General features: G+C 35.3%; 20 protein-coding genes. 12 read left to right on the plus strand and 8 right to left on the minus strand.

The window, feature by feature from the left end; translation table 11 throughout:
• The first annotated feature begins 135 nt into the window (after positions 1-135).
• Positions 136-633: a peptidoglycan-binding protein LysM gene (gene lysM, locus ACR9EA_RS00995; RefSeq protein WP_435136218.1), complete on the plus strand. Its 498-nt coding sequence runs from the start codon at positions 136-138 to the stop codon at positions 631-633.
• Positions 634-790: 157 nt separating this feature from the next.
• Here the strand turns inward: lysM and nadD are convergent, their stop codons facing one another.
• From nadD to ACR9EA_RS01010, 3 genes are read right to left on the minus strand one after another with little or no spacing between them, the layout of a single operon-like run.
• Positions 791-1,369 carry a nicotinate (nicotinamide) nucleotide adenylyltransferase gene (gene nadD / locus ACR9EA_RS01000; protein ID WP_435136221.1) on the minus strand — a complete coding sequence of 193 codons (579 nt, stop codon included), beginning with the start codon at positions 1,367-1,369 and terminating at the stop codon, positions 791-793.
• A gap of 9 nt (positions 1,370-1,378) precedes the next feature.
• Complete coding sequence (gmk, locus tag ACR9EA_RS01005) at positions 1,379-1,951, minus strand: guanylate kinase (protein ID WP_435136224.1); 573 nt, start codon at positions 1,949-1,951, stop codon at positions 1,379-1,381.
• 1 nt (position 1,952) lies between these two features.
• On the minus strand, positions 1,953-2,810 hold the full coding sequence (locus tag ACR9EA_RS01010; protein WP_435136227.1) for a YicC/YloC family endoribonuclease: 858 nt from the start codon (positions 2,808-2,810) through the stop codon (positions 1,953-1,955).
• A gap of 110 nt (positions 2,811-2,920) precedes the next feature.
• Between ACR9EA_RS01010 and ACR9EA_RS01015 the strand changes: the two genes are divergently transcribed.
• Positions 2,921-3,400, plus strand: coding sequence for an acyl-CoA thioesterase (locus ACR9EA_RS01015; RefSeq protein ID WP_435136230.1), 480 nt, complete (start codon positions 2,921-2,923; stop codon positions 3,398-3,400).
• Here ACR9EA_RS01015 and ACR9EA_RS01020 read toward each other — a convergent pair.
• On the minus strand, positions 3,397-4,287 hold the full coding sequence (locus ACR9EA_RS01020) for a DMT family transporter (protein ID WP_435136233.1): 891 nt from the start codon (positions 4,285-4,287) through the stop codon (positions 3,397-3,399). The genes ACR9EA_RS01015 and ACR9EA_RS01020 overlap by 4 nt on opposite strands.
• On the minus strand, positions 4,280-4,633 hold the full coding sequence (locus tag ACR9EA_RS01025) for an arsenate reductase family protein (RefSeq protein ID WP_435136236.1): 354 nt from the start codon (positions 4,631-4,633) through the stop codon (positions 4,280-4,282). The genes ACR9EA_RS01020 and ACR9EA_RS01025 overlap by 8 nt, the downstream gene beginning before the upstream one ends.
• 72 nt (positions 4,634-4,705) lie before the next feature.
• Here ACR9EA_RS01025 and ACR9EA_RS01030 point away from each other — a divergent pair, with 72 nt between their 5' ends.
• Entirely contained in the window at positions 4,706-5,170 is a 465-nt protein-coding gene (locus ACR9EA_RS01030; protein ID WP_435136238.1) for a DinB family protein, read from the plus strand.
• On the opposite strand, the gene ACR9EA_RS01035 is transcribed toward ACR9EA_RS01030, so the two are convergent.
• Together ACR9EA_RS01035 and ACR9EA_RS01040 are read right to left on the minus strand one after the other, a co-directional pair.
• Positions 5,150-5,869, minus strand: a complete 720-nt coding sequence (locus ACR9EA_RS01035; protein WP_435136241.1) for a PdaC/SigV domain-containing protein — start codon at positions 5,867-5,869, stop codon at positions 5,150-5,152. The two genes, ACR9EA_RS01030 and ACR9EA_RS01035, sit on opposite strands and share 21 nt — an antisense overlap.
• A 119-nt stretch (positions 5,870-5,988) precedes the next feature.
• On the minus strand, positions 5,989-6,765 hold the full coding sequence (locus tag ACR9EA_RS01040) for a THC0290_0291 family protein (RefSeq protein WP_435136244.1): 777 nt from the start codon (positions 6,763-6,765) through the stop codon (positions 5,989-5,991).
• 222 nt (positions 6,766-6,987) lie between these two features.
• Here ACR9EA_RS01040 and gdhA point away from each other — a divergent pair, with 222 nt between their 5' ends.
• Positions 6,988-8,331, plus strand: coding sequence for an NADP-specific glutamate dehydrogenase (gene gdhA / locus ACR9EA_RS01045; RefSeq protein WP_435136247.1), 1,344 nt, complete (start codon positions 6,988-6,990; stop codon positions 8,329-8,331).
• A gap of 237 nt (positions 8,332-8,568) precedes the next feature.
• Here gdhA and ACR9EA_RS01050 read toward each other — a convergent pair whose 3' ends face one another.
• Complete coding sequence (locus tag ACR9EA_RS01050; protein ID WP_435136250.1) at positions 8,569-9,594, minus strand: threonine aldolase family protein; 1,026 nt, start codon at positions 9,592-9,594, stop codon at positions 8,569-8,571.
• A 226-nt stretch (positions 9,595-9,820) separates the two neighbouring features.
• Here ACR9EA_RS01050 and ACR9EA_RS01055 point away from each other — a divergent pair, with 226 nt between their 5' ends.
• The 8 genes from ACR9EA_RS01055 to recO all read left to right on the plus strand — a co-directional run bounded on the left by ACR9EA_RS01055 (position 9,821) and on the right by recO (position 20,390).
• On the plus strand, positions 9,821-11,290 hold the full coding sequence (locus ACR9EA_RS01055) for a circularly permuted type 2 ATP-grasp protein (protein WP_435136253.1): 1,470 nt from the start codon (positions 9,821-9,823) through the stop codon (positions 11,288-11,290).
• Positions 11,291-11,299: 9 nt separating this feature from the next.
• Entirely contained in the window at positions 11,300-12,244 is a 945-nt protein-coding gene (locus ACR9EA_RS01060; RefSeq protein WP_435136256.1) for an alpha-E domain-containing protein, read from the plus strand.
• A gap of 21 nt (positions 12,245-12,265) precedes the next feature.
• A complete protein-coding gene (locus ACR9EA_RS01065) occupies positions 12,266-13,105 on the plus strand; it encodes a transglutaminase-like domain-containing protein (RefSeq protein WP_435136259.1) in 840 nt (279 codons plus the stop codon).
• Between the two features lie 60 nt (positions 13,106-13,165).
• Positions 13,166-14,276, plus strand: a protein-coding gene (gene prfB / locus ACR9EA_RS01070) for a peptide chain release factor 2 (RefSeq protein ID WP_435136262.1) whose coding sequence is annotated in 2 segments (ribosomal slippage) — positions 13,166-13,228 and positions 13,230-14,276 — 1,110 coding nt in all. Because the reading frame shifts where the segments join, the coding sequence is not laid out codon by codon here.
• Positions 14,277-14,285: 9 nt separating this feature from the next.
• Entirely contained in the window at positions 14,286-14,627 is a 342-nt protein-coding gene (gene arsC, locus ACR9EA_RS01075; protein WP_435136265.1) for an arsenate reductase (glutaredoxin), read from the plus strand.
• 122 nt (positions 14,628-14,749) lie between these two features.
• On the plus strand, positions 14,750-17,218 hold the full coding sequence (locus ACR9EA_RS01080; RefSeq protein WP_435136268.1) for a TonB-dependent receptor domain-containing protein: 2,469 nt from the start codon (positions 14,750-14,752) through the stop codon (positions 17,216-17,218).
• Between the two features lie 104 nt (positions 17,219-17,322).
• On the plus strand, positions 17,323-19,671 hold the full coding sequence (locus ACR9EA_RS01085; protein WP_435136271.1) for an ABC transporter substrate-binding protein: 2,349 nt from the start codon (positions 17,323-17,325) through the stop codon (positions 19,669-19,671).
• A complete protein-coding gene (gene recO / locus ACR9EA_RS01090) occupies positions 19,671-20,390 on the plus strand; it encodes a DNA repair protein RecO (protein WP_435136274.1) in 720 nt (239 codons plus the stop codon). The genes ACR9EA_RS01085 and recO overlap by 1 nt, the downstream gene beginning before the upstream one ends.
• Positions 20,391-20,409 lie beyond the last annotated feature (19 nt).

Here is a 20,409-nt window from a genome sequence, read left to right on the forward strand (position 1 = left end):
TTAAAACTGCTTAAAGGATAATTCCTTTAAGCAGTTTTTATTTTTAGAATTTATGTGAGTGTTTAATTGGAATTAAACTGAGAATTTTTAAACTTTACAAGAGCTATTAAATAACATTTTAAAAATTAAATAATTATGGGTTTATTTTCATTCATTAAAGATGCAGGTGCCAATATTTTTGGAATTGGTAAAAGCAGTGCCGAAGAGGCTGCAGAAAAAGCGGCCGATGCTGCTGCTGCAAAATTAGCAGCCGAAAATGCAGCTGCGGCTAAGTTAAAAGAAACAGTAACCGACTTAAGTTTGCAAGTAAGCAACTTAAATATAGTTGTTAAAGATGATTTAGCGACCGTTACAGGTGCCGCTTACGATCAGGCTACTAAAGAAAAAGTAGTGCTTGTGGTAGGGAATTCGGCAGGTATTGCCACAGTAGACGACCAGATGACTGTTGAAAATCCAGAGCCAGAAGCTCAATTTCACACTGTAGTTAGCGGCGATACTTTAGGAAAGATTGCCAAGAAGTTTTATGGTAATGCAATGAAATATCCAGAAATTTTTGAAGCTAACAAACCTATGCTTAAAGATCCAGATAAAATTTACCCTGGTCAGGTATTGCGTATTCCTACTTTAGGGTAGTCAATAAAAAATTAAAAGACTTCAGAGCGGGTCTGAGAAAGTTAAGTAATTCGTCATTCTGTGCCAGACACAGAATCTCATCATATTCAAAGCAATGAGTATGATAATCTGAAATACATTCAGATTGACTAAAAATTAAATTTTTCAGACTCGTTTTTTATTTATAAAAATTCATTTCGTCTATATATTGCCAAACGCTGTCGGTAAGTAGGGGGATGCAGTTTTTTTGCTCGGCTATAGCTTTTCTGATGGCTGTAGATGAAATTTCCATAATTGGCGCATCTACTTTATGAATTTTTGGATGGTTTTGGTATGGTGTTTTAATACCTTCATTAGAAATTCTTGGGTAAACATAAATGTGGTAACGTTCTAAAATAACATCGTGGTTTTTCCACTTATGAAAACCGTTTAAATTGTCTTCGCCCATAATTAAAGAAAACTCGTGATTGGGATGTTTTTCTTCTAAATGTATAAGGGTGTTAATGGTGTAATTGGGTTGCGGCAAATTAAATTCTATGTTACTAGGTTGTAATTTGTCGTAAGCATTTGTTGCTAAATACACCATCTCTAAACGGTGGTGGTTATCTAATAGAGTACTTTTCTTTTTAAAAGGATTGTGCGGGGTTACCACTAACCAAATTTGATCTAAATCGCTGTATTCGGCCATGTGGTTTGCAATAATTATATGGCCTATATGTATTGGGTTAAACGTGCCAAAGTACAATCCGACTTTCATGAATTACAGCTATTGGTTTATAAAATTGGCTACTGTATTTTCGGCTTCTGCCAATGCGTGTTCTAAATTGTCGTTTTCAATTATGCAGTCGAATAACGGCGCTGTTGCTAATTCGGCCGAAGCTTTGGCTACACGCATGTTTATTTTATCTTCAGATTCTGTTTTACGTTTTTTTAATCTGATTTTTAGTTCGTCAATACTTGGTGGTTTTACGAAAATGGACAGGGTTTGCTCAGGGAATTTCCGTTTAATACGTAACCCTCCAGATACATCTATATCAAAAATTACGTGTTTCCCTTTAGCCCAGATGCGTTCTACTTCGCTTTTAAGAGTGCCGTAAAAATTATCGCGATATACTTCTTCCCATTCCAGAAAAGCATCATTTTTTATGTTGTTTTTAAATTCTTCTAACGATAAAAAATAATAGTCTTTTGCATGAATTTCTTCCCCACGTTTGGCTCTAGAAGTCGCCGAAATAGAGAATTCTAAGTTTAACGATTCTATAGCCAACAAATGTCTTACAATGGTGGTTTTTCCAGATCCGGATGGTGCAGAGAATACAATAAGTTTTCCTTCGGGCATATTATAAAACGTTTAAAAGTTGTTCTTTTATTTTTTCTAGTTCGTCTTTCATTTGAACGACTAATTGTTGCATAGGGGCATAATTACTTTTAGAGCCAATGGTGTTAATTTCTCGTCCTATTTCCTGACTAATGAATCCTAGTTTTTTTCCGTTAGAATCTTTAGAATTTAAGGCAGTTATAAAGTAACTTAAATGGTTTTGTAAACGTACTTTTTCTTCTGTAATATCGTATTTTTCGATATAGTAAACTAGTTCTTGTTCAAAGCGGTTTTCGTCTACCTTTTCTTTCAATTCTTCAATACCTTTACGCAAGCGTTCTCTAACGGCTTCAACACGTTCTGGGTCTATTGCAATAACCTGCTGTAGTAGGCTTTCTATGGTCTTTACCCGAGTTTTAAAATCTTGTTCTAAAACCTTTCCTTCGTCTAAACGGTATTGGTTTAAATGGTTTATGGCTTCATTTACTTCGGTTAAAACAGCTTTCCATTCATCTTCATCAATATCTGCGCGTTCTGTGCTTAAAGCGTCTGGAAAACGAACGGCCATTTTAAGCAGTTCTGTAGCATCGCCATCTACAATGTCTTGTAATTGTTTAAGATATTGCGTAACCACAGGTTTGTTAATTTGTGTTGTGGTTTCTTCGCCTGTAACTTCAACAAATATCGAGAAGTCTATTTTGCCGCGCTCTAGTTGGTCGGCTATAAGCTTGCGTAATTGCAATTCTTTTTCTCTGTAAAAGGAAGGCATGCGCGTATTCAAATCGAGGTTTTTACTATTAAGAGATTTTATTTCGATAGAAATTTTTTTGGTTGGCAATTGTAGTACCGATTTACCATAACCTGTCATTGAATATATCATAAGCGTCTTTTAAAGTTGTACAAAGATAATTAAAACTAAAGGTTTAGAAAACACTAATTAATATTATGCATGCAGAGTAATATTTTTTATTTTTGAAGTAAAACTGAAGCATGTACACAAAACAATTCGAAATTAGATGGAGCGATATAGATGCTAATCGTCATTTAGCGAATTCGGCCTATACCAATTTTATGAGCCATACCCGTATGGCATTTTTAATGGAGCAAGGGTTTTCTGCAAACGAACTGGCTAAATTTAATATCGGGCCTGTGGTGTTTTACGAGCATATGTATTATTTTAAAGAAGCGTTTTTAGGCCAGCCAATTACTGTTGGTTTAGAAGTTTCGGGCTATAGTGAAGATGGTAAATTTTTTAAGTTCGAACATCAGTTTTACAATGATAAAGGCGATAATATAGCGCATTGCGAAATGCTTGGCGGATGGATAGATTTAAAACAACGAAAACTTATAGGCTTACCAGAAAAGTTGTTAGCATTACTTGAAGTTTTTCCTAAAAGTGAAAATTTTAAAATATTAACTAAAGAAGATACTCGGGTTAATAATAAAGTGCCAAAACCGTTAAAAGTCTAAGCGGTTTTTGGTTTTTTAGTTACTAAATAAACACCAATAAAAATTAGTACGGCTGCACTGATTTTTACAGAATTAATTTGATCCGACCCTATTAACTGAGCAAAAATTGCCGCAATCACAGGCTGTATATATACAAAAGTACTTACTGTTGAAGCGCGCAATTGTGTTAATGCCAACGGATTTAAAACATAGGTGCCGTAGGTAGCAAAAACAATTACAAACACAACCGCAAACCAAATATAAGCAGGGAAGCTATGCCATTTAATTTCTAAAACTTCCTGATAACTAAAAGGCGCTGTCATGATTAAGCCAAATAAAAACATCCATTTTAAGAAAGTAAATGGGTGGTATTTTTCGGTTAGTTTTTTTATTATGATTAGATAAATACTGAAGGCAGTTGCGTTTAAAAGGATAAGCGAATTGCCTAGAAAAATATTGTCTCCTGGTTGAGAAGATTTTCCATAGATGCTCAGTACCAAAGCGCCTGCAAACCCCATGAAAATACCAAGTATATTAATTCTAGAAACCTTTTCTTTTAGATATATGGCGGAAAGTATTAATACGACTATTGGAGTAATTGTCATGATAACCGACGCATGAATAGGTGTGGTATATTCTAAGCCTTTAAAAAATGAAAGCATATTTACGCACATGCCAAAAAACGAAGCGACAATAAAAATTAAAAAATCTTTTTTGGCGATGTTTTGTTTAGGAACCAAAACGTCAAAAATCCAAAATAAAAGAGTGGTGCCTATTAAACGCAACAAAATAAAACCAAATGGTTTTACATAACCACCGTCTATAACATCGTTGGCAAAACTGTAATTTAAACCATAAAAAATCTGAACTATAAAAGCAGCAATTAATGCCAAAATACGTTTATTCATGAACGGCTAGTTTGGCAGCGTCAACAATTTTTTTACTATTTCCGATAAAAATGTCGTTGTTGTATATAAGTACAGGACGCTTTAAAAAGGTGTAATGTTCTAAAATGTATTGTTTGTAGTCGGCTTCCTCTAAAGTTTGGTTTTTAAGATCCATTTCTTTGTATAACTTAGCGCGTTTGCTAAAAAGAGCTTCGTAACTTTTAGAGAGTTTATGCATTTCCTCTAACTGTTTAACGGTAATTGGTTGCTCTTTTATATCTTGTAATTCCACATTTTCAGGTAAATCTAGAGTTTTTAAAATGCGCATGCAGGTATTGCATGTTTTTAAGTAATAGAATTTTTTCATGAGTGCTTTATTTAATGCAAAAATAAAAGGTTTTAAAGGAGCGATTGCTTTATATTTATAAAAAAGATAAAAATGCAATTTACATTTACTGTTTTCGAAAAATCTAGAGCCATTTATAATTCGTATTTAGAAACATTATCACTAGAGGAATTAAATACGATACCGCAAGGATTCAATAATAATATTATTTGGAATATTAGCCATATTGTGGTTACTCAACAAATTTTAATGTATAAATTATCTGGTTTGCCTGTGCAGATAGCACCTAGTTTAATAGATCGTTATAAAAAAGGAACACGACCAGAGCAAGACGTATCTCAAAAAGAGGTAGATGATATGAAAGCCTTATTATTCGAAACTATTTCGCAAACGCAAACAGATTATAACAATAAATTATTTGTGAATTTTCAGGAGTATACTGTTTCTACTACAGGAAATACATTGCAAAGTGTAGAAGACGCAATAACGTTTGCCTTATTTCATGAAGGGTTGCACTTGGGTGTTGTAAAAGGTTTGCTAAATGCCATTAAACTTTAAATAGGTATTGGCTTCGTGGTAAGGTATAGCGAATTCTGTAACACCAGTGGCGTATGGTGCAATTTCGTAAGTATTGTATAATAATATCAAACCTTCGGAACTATAGCCTATATTTTGAGGCAGTGTAAAAGACTCTGCTTCAAAATACATATCCTTTTTGTCTTTTGTTTCGGTTTCAAAATACGATTCGGCCAATGTGGCGAACGATTTTTCGTCGGTAAACAGTTGTCGATTTGTTAGTAATAAACCCGATTGTGCATCAAAATTCAAAAAATTAATAGCTAAAATACCATGTGCGCCACCAGTATTGGTATAGCAGGTTAGCGAAATGCTTATTATTTCTGGAGTTTGATACATGACTTCTCCATCAACTTGTGCTTCCCATTCTATAACGCTGTCGGTAAATTGATTTTTAAAATTTTGGTATTCGGTGTTAAATATTGAGATGTTTTCCTCTAACGAACTTGTCGATTTTTGTTCTTGATTAAATTGAAGCGCAAGAGCGGTTTTTTCTCGTAAAATTGCATTAATGTTATTGGCTACTTTACTATTGCCAATAGCTTCAGGTATATGTATTTCTACAATGTTGTTGTTTGGGGTAGTAATGTGTTGCTCTTCGAAAAGGAGTAATTTTTTTTCTTCAGAACAAGACCAAATTGTAATACTAATAAGTAATGCAATTAAAAATTTAGGAGACATGAAACGGCGTGTTATTTAATAATAAAGATAGATATTTCGAATGAAATAAAAGTGAATACCTACTTTAAAATTTAATTAAAGGTCGGGGAATTTTGTGTGGCCGTTATTGCAATTGTAAATTAGTTAATGTAGTAAACATAACCAAAATTTAACCAGATCATAGAGTCGTTGTGCTTGTTGTAATCTAGTTGATGATTAAGGCCGTCAACCCAATCGCTATTAAAAAACTGCCATTTTACCTCGAACAAAAAGTCAGAATAATCACTAACTTTATATCTAACACCAGCACCTGTAACAACAGAAAACGTGTAGAACGATGTTGTATCTATAGAGCCTGGAGCCCAAGGCCCGAAAAAATTATCAGGATTTGTAATATCTTGATCGCCATAAGTTGTACTAGCATCTGGAGAGGCGTAAACGGCATGGCCTCCGAGTAGAAAATAAGGAGAAAAACTGAAAAAGCGATAATGGAAGTTTTTTAAACTAAAAGGGTAAATTTCAAAATTAAATCCAAGATCTATATTTTGTGCTACCCCGCGTTGTGCTCTTAATTTATCGGCGTTTTCACTAACCTGGTCGGGTTCAACGTATTTTCCGTAGTGTTTTAAATTTGTTTTGTTGTAGGCGGCGTCTAGTCTGATTTTAAAATGATCAAAAAGTTTTGATCCATTACGTCTATACCCGCTACCCCAATCCATTGGGTTTAGGGCGTAAAACACTCCAATTCCAAAGCCAATATTTCCTAAATTGGTATCTGTATCTCCTCTTAATCCAAAATCAGATCGCATTTGTACGGGGCCAGTAAAAATTCCAGCTTCATGACCCGTTTGAGAAAACAAAGGGGAAATCAAAAACAAGCATGCAACTAAAAATAGCGGTTTTAACGTGTTTAGCATAGTATTCTTTAAAAATAGATGCTGTTCTTGGGGATTAATAGCATTAACAAATATATAAAATAGGTTATGACAATCAAATAAATAGTAAACAAATGTTAAAAATGAATTTACATTTCTTTTTTGGTTACGAATTTTTATTTAAAATGCTTTAAAATTTAAAGATAATGTATATTTGTACTGTAAAATGATTACAAATTTGACAGTATCATAATTTCTATAAAAATGAAAAACAAAATCGATGCATTTTTAAAATTAGTTGAAAAAAAAGATGGTCATGAGCCAGAATTTTTACAGGCAGTACACGAAGTTGCAGAAACTGTAATTCCGTTTATTGAGAATAATCCAAAATATAAAAATAAAATGTTGTTAGAGCGTATGGTAGAGCCAGAACGCACTATCATTTTTAGAGTGCCTTGGTTAGACGATCAAGGTAATACACAGGTGAACAGAGGATTTAGAGTTGAGTTTAACTCGGCAATAGGGCCTTATAAAGGAGGCTTGCGTTTTCACCCAAGTGTAAACTTAAGTATATTAAAGTTTTTAGGTTTTGAACAAACCTTTAAAAACTCTTTAACTACGTTGCCAATGGGTGGCGGTAAAGGCGGTAGCGATTTCGATCCAAAAGGGAAAAGTGATAACGAGGTTATGCGTTTTTGCCAGTCATTTATGTCGGAGTTAAGTCGTCATATTGGTCCAAATACCGATGTGCCAGCAGGCGATATTGGTGTAGGGGCTCGAGAAATTGGGTATATGTTTGGACAATATAAAAGATTGCAAAACGAATTCTCAGGAGTTTTAACAGGTAAAGGTTTATCTTATGGCGGTTCTTTAATTCGTCCTGAAGCTACTGGTTATGGAGCAGTCTATTTTGCTAAAAACATGTTAGCAACTAAAAACGAATCATTACAAAATAAAACCATAGTCATTTCGGGTTCTGGTAATGTGGCGCAGTATGCTTGCGAAAAAGCAACACAGTTAGGAGCTAAAGTAGTTACCATGTCCGATTCGTCTGGATATATTTACGACGAAGCAGGAATAGATGCTGATAAATTGGCCTTTATAATGGAGCTTAAAAATGAAAAGCGAGGTCGTATTAGCGAATACGTTGATACCTATACTTCGGCTGAATTTTTTAAAGGAGAAACACCTTGGCGTGTGAATTGTGACATTGCGATGCCGTGTGCTACACAAAACGAATTACATGAAGATGATGCTAAAGCGCTTGTAGCCAGTCGTGTTATGGCCGTAACCGAAGGCGCTAACATGCCTTGTACGCCAGAAGCTATTGCTGTTTTTCATGAAGCAAAAGTTTTATTCTCGCCAGGAAAAGCGTCTAACGCAGGTGGTGTGGCAACTTCTGGATTGGAAATGAGTCAGAATTCATTGCGTTTAAATTGGACAAGAGAAGAGGTTGATGCTAAATTGCATGATATTATGAATAATATTCATGAGGCTTGTGTAACGTATGGTAAAGAGGATGATGGTTATGTGGATTATGTAAAAGGAGCCAACATTGCTGGTTTTGTTAAAGTTGCCGATGCTATGTTAGCACAAGGTGTAGTATAAAAACTATAAAGACAAGATATTATTAAAACCTTCAGAAAATTATAAATTCTGAAGGTTTTTTCATTGGTCTCAGTCGTTAGCTGAAACTATGTGTTTTTAGAGCAAGACTTACAGTTTCAATAAATATTTTTGCGCCACGAATGCACGAATATTTGACATAGTTTTTATAAAGAATATTCGTGTATTTGTGGCTAAAATGAACACAAATAATCGGACTTCCAGTCCATAGTGGTTTAGTTAAAATAAGGTAGATGTTACTGTTTTTAAAACAGAATCGTGCATGTGTTCGGTATAATCAAGATGCGTTACTAAGCGCAATTTCCCTTGCCCCATATCGCTAATTAAAATGTTTTTCGATTTCAATTTTTGTATTAAAAGCGCACTATTTACATCGGGTTGTAATTCAAAAATAACAATGTTTGTTTCTGTAGGCTCTACCTGTTTAACGTGGGGTAGTTTAGAAAAGTGAAGGGCTAACGATTTTGCTTTTTTATGGTCGTCCTGCAAACGGGCTCTATGGTGTTCTAAAGCATATAAACCTGCTGCAGCTAAATAGCCGCCTTGTCTGATGCCGCCTCCCAAAATCTTTCTTATTCTAATGGCGTTATTCATAAGATTTTCATCACCTACTAAAACCGAACCGATTGGGCAGCCAAGTCCTTTACTCAGGCAAACAGAAATGGTGTCAAAAATATCCCCATACTGTTTAGTAGATTCGTTTTTAGCTTCAAGAGCATTCCATAGTCTTGCGCCATCTAAATGAAATCCTAGTTGATGTTCGTTGCAAACTTGTCTAATTTTTAATAGTTCATTAAAATCCCAACATGCACCACCGCCTTTATTTGTTGTGTTTTCAACTTCTACCAATTTAGTTAAGGGGCTATGGTAAAACTCTGGCGGATGAATGGCGGCACGCACTTGGTCGGCGGTAAACATGCCGCGTTCTCCATTTAATAAACTACAGGACACGCCGCTGTTAAACGCTGCGCCACCTCCTTCATAATTAAATATGTGAGCGTATTTATCGCAAATAATTTGATCTCCTTGGTTGGTGTGTAATTTTATGGCAACTTGGTTGGCCATGGTGCCGCTAGGGAAAAACAGAGCTTTAGGTTTTCCAAAAAGCTCGGCTATTTTGGTTTCTAAAGCGTTTATGGTTTCATCTTCTTTGTAAACGTCGTCTCCTACCTTGGCAGCCATCATGGCTTCAAGCATTTCTGGAGTAGGTTTTGTAACGGTATCGCTTCGTAAATCTATTAACATTGATATTGGATTTTTGCCATATTAATACTGCTAATTTACAATTTTTACCGCGCTCTTACTTAGATGTTGTTGTTATGTCGTGTCGAAATGTATGTAAAATCAATTGTGTTTTTCTTAATAAAATAGGTTGTTTTTTATGTGAAACCTCTTTTTTGCAGGGTATTAATGCTTTTTTTAGTCTAAAAATCTTAAATATTATGGTTATTTTAGGAAAAACGCAATGCCTATGGAGTCCACGAGTTTGAAGCATCTATTTTCTTCATATGAACGCAATGAAAAGCTGTTTGATGAAATCTTCGATAAAGATAATAATGTAAAACAGGTTTATCAGAAAATCTTCGAGCTGTATAGTGGCCAGTCCATAGACGATTTTATTAATTTAAATAATAAGTCTAAATCATCTTTTTTTAATCAGGGTATTACTTTTCAGGTTTATAATGATGATGCCAAAGGGCACGAGAAAATATTTCCATTCGATTTATTTCCTAGAATTATAGATGCCGATGAGTGGAAAACTATAGAGCAAGGCGTTTTGCAACGCAGTAAGGCTTTAAATAGGTTTATTTGGGATTTATATCATAACAAGCACATTATTAAGGCAGGCATAGTGCCTTTGGAGCTTATTAGTTCGTCTTCTAATTATTTAAGACAAATGGTTAATCTAGATCCGCCAGGAGGGATTTATAATCATATTTCGGGAACCGATTTAATAAAACATTCAGATGGGAAATACTATGTTTTGGAAGATAATATTAGGAGTCCTTCTGGTGTTAGTTATGTTATTGGAAACCGCAATGCCCTAAAGCGGGCTTTGTTTGGTGTGTTTAATCATTATCAAATTCATTCCGTCTCTAATTATGCCGAGAATTTGTTGGAAATTCTGGAGTCTGTAAAGCCTAAGGGAGTCGATGTGCCTAATTGTGTTATCATGACGCCCGGAGTATATAATTCGGCGTATTACGAACATGCTTATCTGGCAAAAACAATTGGTATAGAACTGGTGGAAGGCAGGGATTTAGTGGTTGAGAACGATTTTGTGTACATGAAAACGATTACCGGTTTAGAGCGGGTAGACGTTATTTATAGACGAATAGACGATGTGTTTTTAGATCCGTTAGTGTTTAGAGAGGATTCTGCCTTGGGAGTTCCTGGATTATTTGCGGCATACAAAAAAGGAAACGTTACTTTAGTTAATGCACCTGGAACAGGCGTTGCAGACGACAAAGCAATTTACACTTTTATGCCCGAAATTATTAAGTTTTATTTAGGCGAAACCCCCATTTTAAATAATGTACATACTTATCATTGTAGTAAACCAGACGATTTAAAATATGTGATAGAAAATATTCAGAATCTAGTAATCAAGCCAGTAGATGAAGCGGGTGGTTACGGCATTTCTATTGGAAATAAACTGACAAAGGCCGAAATAGAAGCCGTAAAAAAAGTAGTGTTAGAGCAACCAAGAAAATATATTGCCCAGCCTATCATGTCGCTTTCTGTACACGCCACTTATATAGATGAAAATAAATCTTTTGAGCAACGCCATGTCGATTTAAGAACTTTCGCATTGTTAGGTAACAATAAAGAATTTGTACTTAAGGGTGGGTTAACACGGGTGGCCTTAAAAAAAGGTAATTTAATAGTAAATTCCTCACAAGGTGGAGGCTCTAAAGATACTTGGGTATTAAAAAAATAATAATGATATATGTTAGCACGAATTGCAAATAACTTATTTTGGATGGGCAGATATGTAGAACGCGTAGAACATCTGGCGCGTTTTATGAATGTTAATTATTTTTCGTCTTTAGATGCGCCAACCAAGCTGTCTAGAGATCGTCAATTTGTATTGCGCTCCATTTCTAAAATGGCGGGCGATCCTATATTGGATGACAAAGAGTTGATAGAAGAGCATATTTTGTATAATGTAGGTTTAAATCCAGATAAGCCATATTCTATCTTGCAAGGTGTAAAATGTGCTAGAGAAAATGCCAATAGCTCAAGAGATTTACTGTCTTCAGAATTTTACGAGTCTATCAATAAGTTCTATCATTTTGTAATGGATTACCCAAAAGATTATTTCGTAAATTCTGGTTTGCACGATTTTACAACACACGTTACAGACCAAACTTCAATTTTAAAAGGTAAGATGAGGGGAACGCTATTGCACGACGAAATTTATGCCTTAATTAAATTAGGAATTAATATTGAGCGCGCAACCCAAATAGCCAGAATAATTAAAACGAAGTATGAAGATGCCGAAAAATCAGCCGAAGTAAAAAACAAACCTTTAAAAAATAGTTTTGAATGGACGACCTTGCTTAAATGTACAGAATGTTACGATATGAATCGGCGATTGTATAAAAAAACACCTACACAATTAACAGCTCTCGAATTTTTAATTGTAAATACACATTGCCCTAGGTCTGTAATTTACAGTTTAAATCAAATTCATAAACATGTACAAATTCTAGATCCGCTAAAAGTGCACGAAAAACACTCGGCTGCATTTTTAATTAGTAAAATGCGTTGCGAATACCGATTTAAAACGGTAGAAGAAGTTCAAGACGATGTTAAAGGTTTCATTAATCAAACATTAAATACCTTGGTAGAAATAGGTGCTAAATTAGAAACCGAATATTTTTATCACTAGTAAGAAGCCGAACCTATGGAAATGCAGTATACTGTAAAATACAGAGCAGTGCATACGTGCAAAACTATAGTGAACGAGGCGTATTTGCAGCATATAATTTTGCCAGAAAATAACGCTACACAAGAATTGATATCGGAAATTTACACTGTGCCAGAATCATGTAGTCTTCAGAAATCGATTAACGGCTTTGGTTTTAATAGTGTAAAATTGCATTGTAAGGCACCATTTAAAACCATAGTTTTTGAGGCTGTTTTTGCTCTAAAAAAAATTCATGAAGGGGTTCAGAAAAAGGAGTCGCTTATAAATACGTCGTATCAAGATTTAAATAGTTTAGAGTTTAGGACAGATTTTGAAACTTGGTTAACTCCAACCGATCATACCAGTTTGCCAGAAGGTTGTTTTTCGTTGTTTAAAATACTTGAAACGGCATCAATCTTAGAGTATTGTTTGGCATTAAATAGTATGATAAGTGCTTACATAACTTTAAAATCAGATATGAATCCAATGCCATCAAAATTGGGAAATGTTTTAAGCGATGCCGCTGGAAACGCCCGAGATTTGTCACATGTATTAATTGCAGTGGCTAGGCAGAATAAGCTTCCGGCACGTTTTGTATCTGGATATTTGTATGAAAATTTAAAAGAGCAAAGCGGATCTCAACTCCATGCTTGGGTAGAAATTTATTGCCCTAATAGCGGATGGCTGGGTATAGATCCTTCATATAATTGTTTAGCAAATCAGTATTATATAAAAATAGCGCACGGCAGAGATTACACCGATTGTGCGCCTGTTAAAAGCATATTTTATGCTTCAGGAAAGCACGAAGTAAACTGTATTGTTACAGTAGCTTCGCAACAATAAAAGGAGACTTCATTTAATTTTTGAAAAAAGTGTAGTACTTTTGGTTGAAAATTGAATATCATGATAACAACAGATCAAATTAAAGATCTTTCACACCGCCTTCTTGCGTTAAGGCAATATCTTTGACATAGATGTCAAACTCATAGAAATACAAAACGAAGAAGAGCATACCTTCGATCCTGACTTTTGGAACGACTCTAAAGCTGCAGAAGCAGTTATGAAATCTTTACGAGTAAAAAAGAAATGGGTGCAAGATTACAATACAGCCAAAACTTTAGTGGGCGATTTAGAAGTATTGTACGAGTTTTATAAAGAAGGGGACACGACCTTAGAGGATGTAACAAACCAGTTTAATACTACCGAAACGTTTTTAGAGGACATCGAATTCAGAAACATGCTTTCTGAAGAAGGTGATGGTTTAAGTGCGGTTTTGCAAATTACAGCAGGAGCAGGAGGTACAGAAAGTTGCGATTGGGCCAGTATGCTTATGCGTATGTATTTAATGTATGCCGAGAAAAACGATTTTAAAGTTAAAGAATTAAACTACCAAGAAGGCGATGTTGCAGGTATTAAAACGGTAACGCTAGAGATAGAAGGCGATTTTGCATTTGGCTGGCTTAAAGGCGAAAATGGTGTGCATCGTTTAGTGCGAATTTCCCCGTTTGATAGTAATGCCAAACGACATACTAGTTTTGCGTCGGTTTATGTGTACCCCTTAGTAGACGATACTATAGAAATAGAAATAAATCCAGCCGATATAGAAATTACAACCGCGCGTTCTAGTGGTGCAGGAGGACAGAATGTAAACAAGGTCGAGACCAAAGTACAGCTAACACATAAGCCAACAGGAATTCAGATTTCTTGTTCCGAAACCCGATCGCAGCACGATAACAGAACACGAGCATTGCAAATGTTACGATCTCAGCTTTACGAAATCGAATTGCAAAAACGTATGGAAGCGCGTAACGATATTGAAGCCGGAAAGATGAAAATAGAATGGGGAAGCCAAATACGTAATTATGTAATGCATCCGTATAAACTGGTGAAAGATGTACGAACAGGGCACGAAACAGGAAATGTAGATGCTGTAATGGACGGACAAATAGATCCCTTTTTAAAAGCCTATCTTATGATGATGGGGCAAAAAACAGAAGATTCTAACACTCTATAAATTTTAATTATGATTACAATTTATCACAATAACAGATGTAGTAAATCCAGAGAAGCGCTTCAAATTATAGAAGCTTCAGGAAAACCATTCAAGGTTGTTAAGTATTTAGAAGACGTGCCAAGCAAAGACGAGTTAAACCATATTATAGATTTGTTGGATATTATGCCAATAGATTTAATAAGAAAGAACGAAGACGTTTGGAAAGATAATTTTAAAAACGAAAATTTATCTGATGAAGCTTTAGTCGATGTTATGGTTAAATATCCTAAATTGATAGAAAGGCCAATAGTTATTAACGGAGAAAAAGCTGTAATAGGCAGGCCTCCGCAACAAGTGGTAGATATTTTATAAGAAGCACAGCCGTTAGATTTTTTTTAGAATTTAGCGGCTGTTTCTATTTAACATACATTTAACGAAACGCAACTAAACCAAGTTCTATTTTTGCCGTCTTACCTTCAAAAAAAATAGAATTCATGACTCTTAAAAAATTAGTGGCGTTTTTTAGTTTATTTCTTGCGTCGGTTTTAGCGTTTCAAGCTTATGCACAAAACGACGTAGAAATTACTGGAAAAGTAATAGATAAAGACACAGGAGATCCGCTAGAATATGCTACCATTGCCTTTTTGCAACCTTCGGATAACAGTGTTGTAACAGGAGGTATAACAGATATGGATGGTAATTTTAATATTACTGTAGCTTCAGGAACGTATAACGTATCTGTAGAATATATCTCGTTTAAAAAGCAAACCTTAAAAAACAAAAACTTAACCGCGAATACCAATTTGGGCACCATTTATTTGGAAATGGATCTCGCCACCTTAGATGAGGTAGAAATTGTAGCCGAAAAAACTACGGTAGATATTAAACTTGATAAAAAAATCTATAATGTAGGTCAGGATTTAACGGTTAGCGGTGGTACCGTGAGCGATGTGTTGGATAATGTACCTTCGGTTTCTGTAGATGTAGAAGGTAATGTAGCGTTAAGAGGAAACGATAACGTAACCATCTTAATTAACGGGAAGCCTTCAGGGTTGGTGGGTCTAGATTCAACCGAAGCTTTACGCCAATTGCCAGCAGATGCTATAGAGCGCGTAGAGGTTATTACATCGCCATCGGCCAGATACGATGCCGAGGGAACAGGTGGTATTTTAAATATTATTTTAAGACGAAGCAAGCTGCAAGGGTTCAATGGCTCTATCACAGCTAATGGAGGATATCCTGCTACGGCTGGTATTTCGGGTAATATTAATTACCGAACAGGCGCCTTCAATATTTTTAATACTACTGGTTATTCTTATAGAGAAGTACCTGGAAATTCTACTACCGAAACTCAATATTTTAATAAAGAGTTTGATGATGATGGAAATTTAATTGGCGATTTGCCAGATACTTTCTTAAACGAATATCGCGATTTTGATAGAATCCGTAAGGGCATCAATACCAATTTAGGTGTAGAGTGGTATATTAACGATAATACTTCGTTAACAACATCTATATTCTACAGAGGGCAAGACAATAGTAGCAATACAACCAACAATATTTACGATTATGATAATTTAGGGAATTTGGTTTCGGAAACTTTACGATTAGATCCTGAAGTTGAGGACGACCAAACCGTGCAATATTCTGTAAATTTCGATAAACAGTTTGCTGATAAACCAGGCCATAAATTAACTTTCGATTTTCAATTTGAAGATTCCCGCGAAGACGAAAATTCTATCATTACCGAAAATGGTTTAGATTCAGAAAAAGTAAGAACTTTAGAACAGCAAAATAATATTTTATTGCAATCAGATTATGTACTTCCGTTAGGCGAAGCTAGTCAGTTTGAATTTGGTTACCGAGGCGATTTTAATAAATTAGATACCGATTATACCTTAGCCTTTTACAACGACGAGACTAACGATTTCGAGATAGATACCGATGTCAGTAATAATTTAATTTATTCGGAATATATTAATGCTGTATACACACAGTTTGGAAGTAAAATTAAAGAGAAATTTTCGTATTTATTAGGGCTTAGAATGGAGTCTACACGAATTACTATAGACCAAGTTACGACTAACGACCTAGAAAAAAAGAATTATGTAGGCTTTTTTCCAACTGTAAATTTAGGGTACGAGTTTACCGAAAACCAAAGTGTTATGTTGGGGTATAACCGTCGTTTACGCAGACCGCGTTCTCGTTTTATAAACCCTTTTCCGTCCAGAAGTAGTGCCACAAACTTGTTTCAAGGAAATCCAGATTTAGATCCAAGTTATTCCGATGCTATAGATTTAGGTTATTTACACGAATTTGGTAAGTTAACTTTAAACAGTTCAATCTACTATCAGCACTCTACCGATGTTTTTACATTTATAACCGAGGCAACGGGAGATTATGTTCAAATAGGAGATACAGATGTACCGGTAATTAAACGTACGCCAATTAACTTAGCTACGAACGATCGTTATGGTTTTGAGTTTACAACAACTTACAAGCCAACAAAAAAATGGAATATGAATGCCAATTTTAACTTCTTCAATTCGATAACTCGAGGCGATTATAACGGTGTGAATTTTGATGCCGATAACTTAAGTTGGTTCATTAGGTTTAACAACAAAGTAACCCTGCCAGCAGACATAGAGTGGCAAACCCGATTAATGTATATGGGGCCAAACGAAGATGCGCAGAACAAATCGGAAGGCATGTTTGGTATGGATTTAGCCTTTAGTAAAGATCTGTTTAACCGAAATGCATCTATAACATTTAATGTTAGCGATGTGTTTAATTCTAGAAAACGACAAACAGTTTCTACAACCGACACTTATATAAGCGATGCTGAATTTCAATGGCGCGAGCGCAGTTTTAATTTAGCGTTTACGTATAGGTTTAATCAGCAGAAAAAACGTCAGGACGACCACGGTCAAGGTGGTGAAAACGAGATGGATTTTGATGGTTAAAAGATGCAAAAAGCTTCCTGTAAAGGGAGCTTTTTTTGTTTAATATATTATTTTCGGCTAAAACTCGTTAGTTATAAATATATTTGAAACATTAATCGTTATTTATGTTTAAACGAATACTTATAACCATTCTATTTTTTAGCTCTTTGGTATCGCAGTCTCAAGATTTTTCGGCGCTTTGGGAAGGGCATTTTTCATATTATAATATTAAAGATGTAAAAGTTAGCGGCGATAAAATTTTTGCAGCTTCGGAAAATGCTATTTTTACTCTAGATGTTGTAACTAACGAAATATCAACCTTATCTACCATAGAGGGGTTGGCCGGTGCAAGTATATCTACCATACATTATAGTGCAGATTTTGGGGCGTTGATTGTGGGGTACGAAAATGGTTTGATAGAAATTGTGCTCGATGGTGAATCGAATGTTTTAAGTGTAGTAGATATTTTAGAAAAACCTACAATTCCACCAACGAGTAAGCGCGTCAATCAATTTAACGAATCTGATGGACTCCTGTATATTGCAACAAATTATGGTATTTCTGTTTACGATTTAAGCCGATTGGAGTTTGGGGATACATATTACATTGGGCCTTCGGGTACGCAAATTGTAGTTAGCGAAACAGCTGTGGCCAACGGTTATATTTACGCTGCCTGCCAAAACGGATCTGGAATTATGAGGGCAGAAGTGGCTAATAGCAATTTAATAGACTACAATCAATGGAGTCAGATTACTACAGGTAATTTTTCGGCTATAACTGAAGTTGCTTCAAATTTATATGCTTTAAACACAACCAGAACCCTGTTTAGGGTTACCGATTCCAGTATTTCTAGTGTATATCAATATGCAGAAATGCCTGAAGATGTAGAGTCTGCTAACGATTATCTAATAGTAACAACAAGTAAGAATGTGTTTTTGTATACTGGCACCTTCTCGAAAGTGGCCGAAGTTGGGGTTAATACATTGTTTTCAACTAACTATACTTCTGCAGTAACAGATGGTACAAATTTCTATATTGGTACAAACAGTTTAGGGCTTTTAAAAAGTCCTATTAGCAGTCCTACGGCTTTCGAAGCTATTCGTCCAGATGGTCCTTTAATGAATGCAGGTTTTTCGGTTGAAGCCGAGTATAATCAGGTATGGTTAACATTTGGCGATTATACCGCAACATACAATCCGTCGCCACTGCGTTTAAGAGGGGTAAGCCATTACAGTAACGGAGAATGGCGCAACATCCCTTCCGATAGTGTTTTAGGTGCTAGAGATCTTAATGCAATAGCAATTAATCCTAATAAAATAAATCAAGTTTTTATAAGCTCTTTTAACGATGGTATTTTAGAAGTAGATAGAGACGAAGCTACTATGTTGTACAACGCGTCTAATAGCGCTTTGGAGTCGTTAGAAGATCCGAATGCGCCAAATTATACAAGTATAAGAGTGAGTGCTTCCGCCTTTGATAACGAAGGACTGTTGTGGTCGTTAACAGGGAGAAATTTAAGTCCGTTAAAATCCTATAATCCAGATAATGGGCAATGGCGTTCATATAGCTTTGGAGGTCTATTTTCCGACGGTTTTAACGGGGAATGGGGGTTTTGCGATTTAGAAATTGATAATGCTGGTGTGGTTTGGACAGGTGGTTACGTTAACGGTTTAATGGGCTACGATTACAATAATGGTTCGCCACGAATAAAAAGCCTCAGCGAAGACACGCAAAATATGCCTTCTTCGGTAGTGTCGGCAGTTGCTGTCGATAATAGAAACCAGGTTTGGATTGGTACCATTAGAGGACTTCGAGTGCTATACAATACGGCTAACTTTTTTGCAAACGATAATATCCAAGCAAGTGAAATTGTTATTCTAGACGACGGCATTCCTAAGGAATTACTAGCGCTACAATATATTACAGATATAGAAGTAGATGGCTCTAATAATAAATGGATTTCTACAGTTGGTTCTGGCTTGTTTTATTTTTCGCCAGATGGCCAAGAAACCATATATCATTTTACTACCGAAAATTCACCTTTACCGTCTAACGATATTGTTGATGTTAGTATAGACAGTTCTAACGGAAAAGTGTTTATCGCCACGAATAATGGCATGGTAGCATTTAATTCTGGAAGTTCTAAAGCCACCGAAGATTTTACCGATGCCTTTGTATATCCCAACCCTGTACGCCCTCATTTTAATATTACAGAGGAAAAAGTGAAAATTAAAGGTATTACCGATAATGTGAATATTAAAATTACCGATGTAGAAGGCAATCTAGTAGCCGAAGCCCAATCTAATGTAAATTTAAGGTACAATGGTTATAATTTGGAAATTGATGGTGGAATAGCATATTGGAATGGTAAAAATTTAGCCAATAATGTTGTGCGATCGGGTGTGTATTTAATCATGTTGTCCGATCTAGATACTTTCGAGACCAAAGTGTTAAAGGTTATGGTTGTAAGATAATGTTTTACACAACCAACGCCATAGTATTATCTAAATTAAAGTATCGCGATAACGACCTTATTGTAAGTTGTTATACTCAGGATTTTGGGGTGTTAAGTTTTTTGCTTCGGGGTGTTTTAAAAAGTAAAAAAGGGAATACTAAAATAGCGTATTTTCAGTTGCTGTCTCAAATACAAATAGTAATAGATTACAAGCCAAACAGAGCTTTACACACAATAAAGGAGGTTAAAATCAATACATTTTATACCTCGTTGCACACGCAGGTTGTAAAAAGTACTATTGTAATGTTTTTGGCCGATGTGCTTACTATGGCTTTAAAAGAAGAAGAGTCTAATTTAGAGTTGTTTTCGTTTTTAGAGCAGAAATTAGACTGGTTGGACAAGCATGAGAAAATTTCTAATTTTCACTTATTGTTTTTGCTTCAACTTACCAAATATTTAGGATTTTATCCTGATACATCTCTCGTGGAGTTTCCGTACTTTAATTTAAGTTCTGGCTTATTCGAAAATAAACCTTATGGGAAATATTCTGTTTCCGATGAGAATCTGGAGTTTTTAAAATTGTTTTTGGGCATAATTTTTGATGATGTAGCCACGATTAAGATGACCGCAAAACAAAGGCAACGTTTTTTAGACATGTTGCTATTGTTTTACGAACTGCATTTAGGCCATTTTAAAAAACCTAAATCGCTGGCTGTTTTTAGTCAAGTTTTTAGCTAACAACCCATTATCAAACTTT

This window comes from Formosa sp. A9, assembly GCF_051200825.1.
GTDB lineage: Bacteria > Bacteroidota > Bacteroidia > Flavobacteriales > Flavobacteriaceae > Formosa.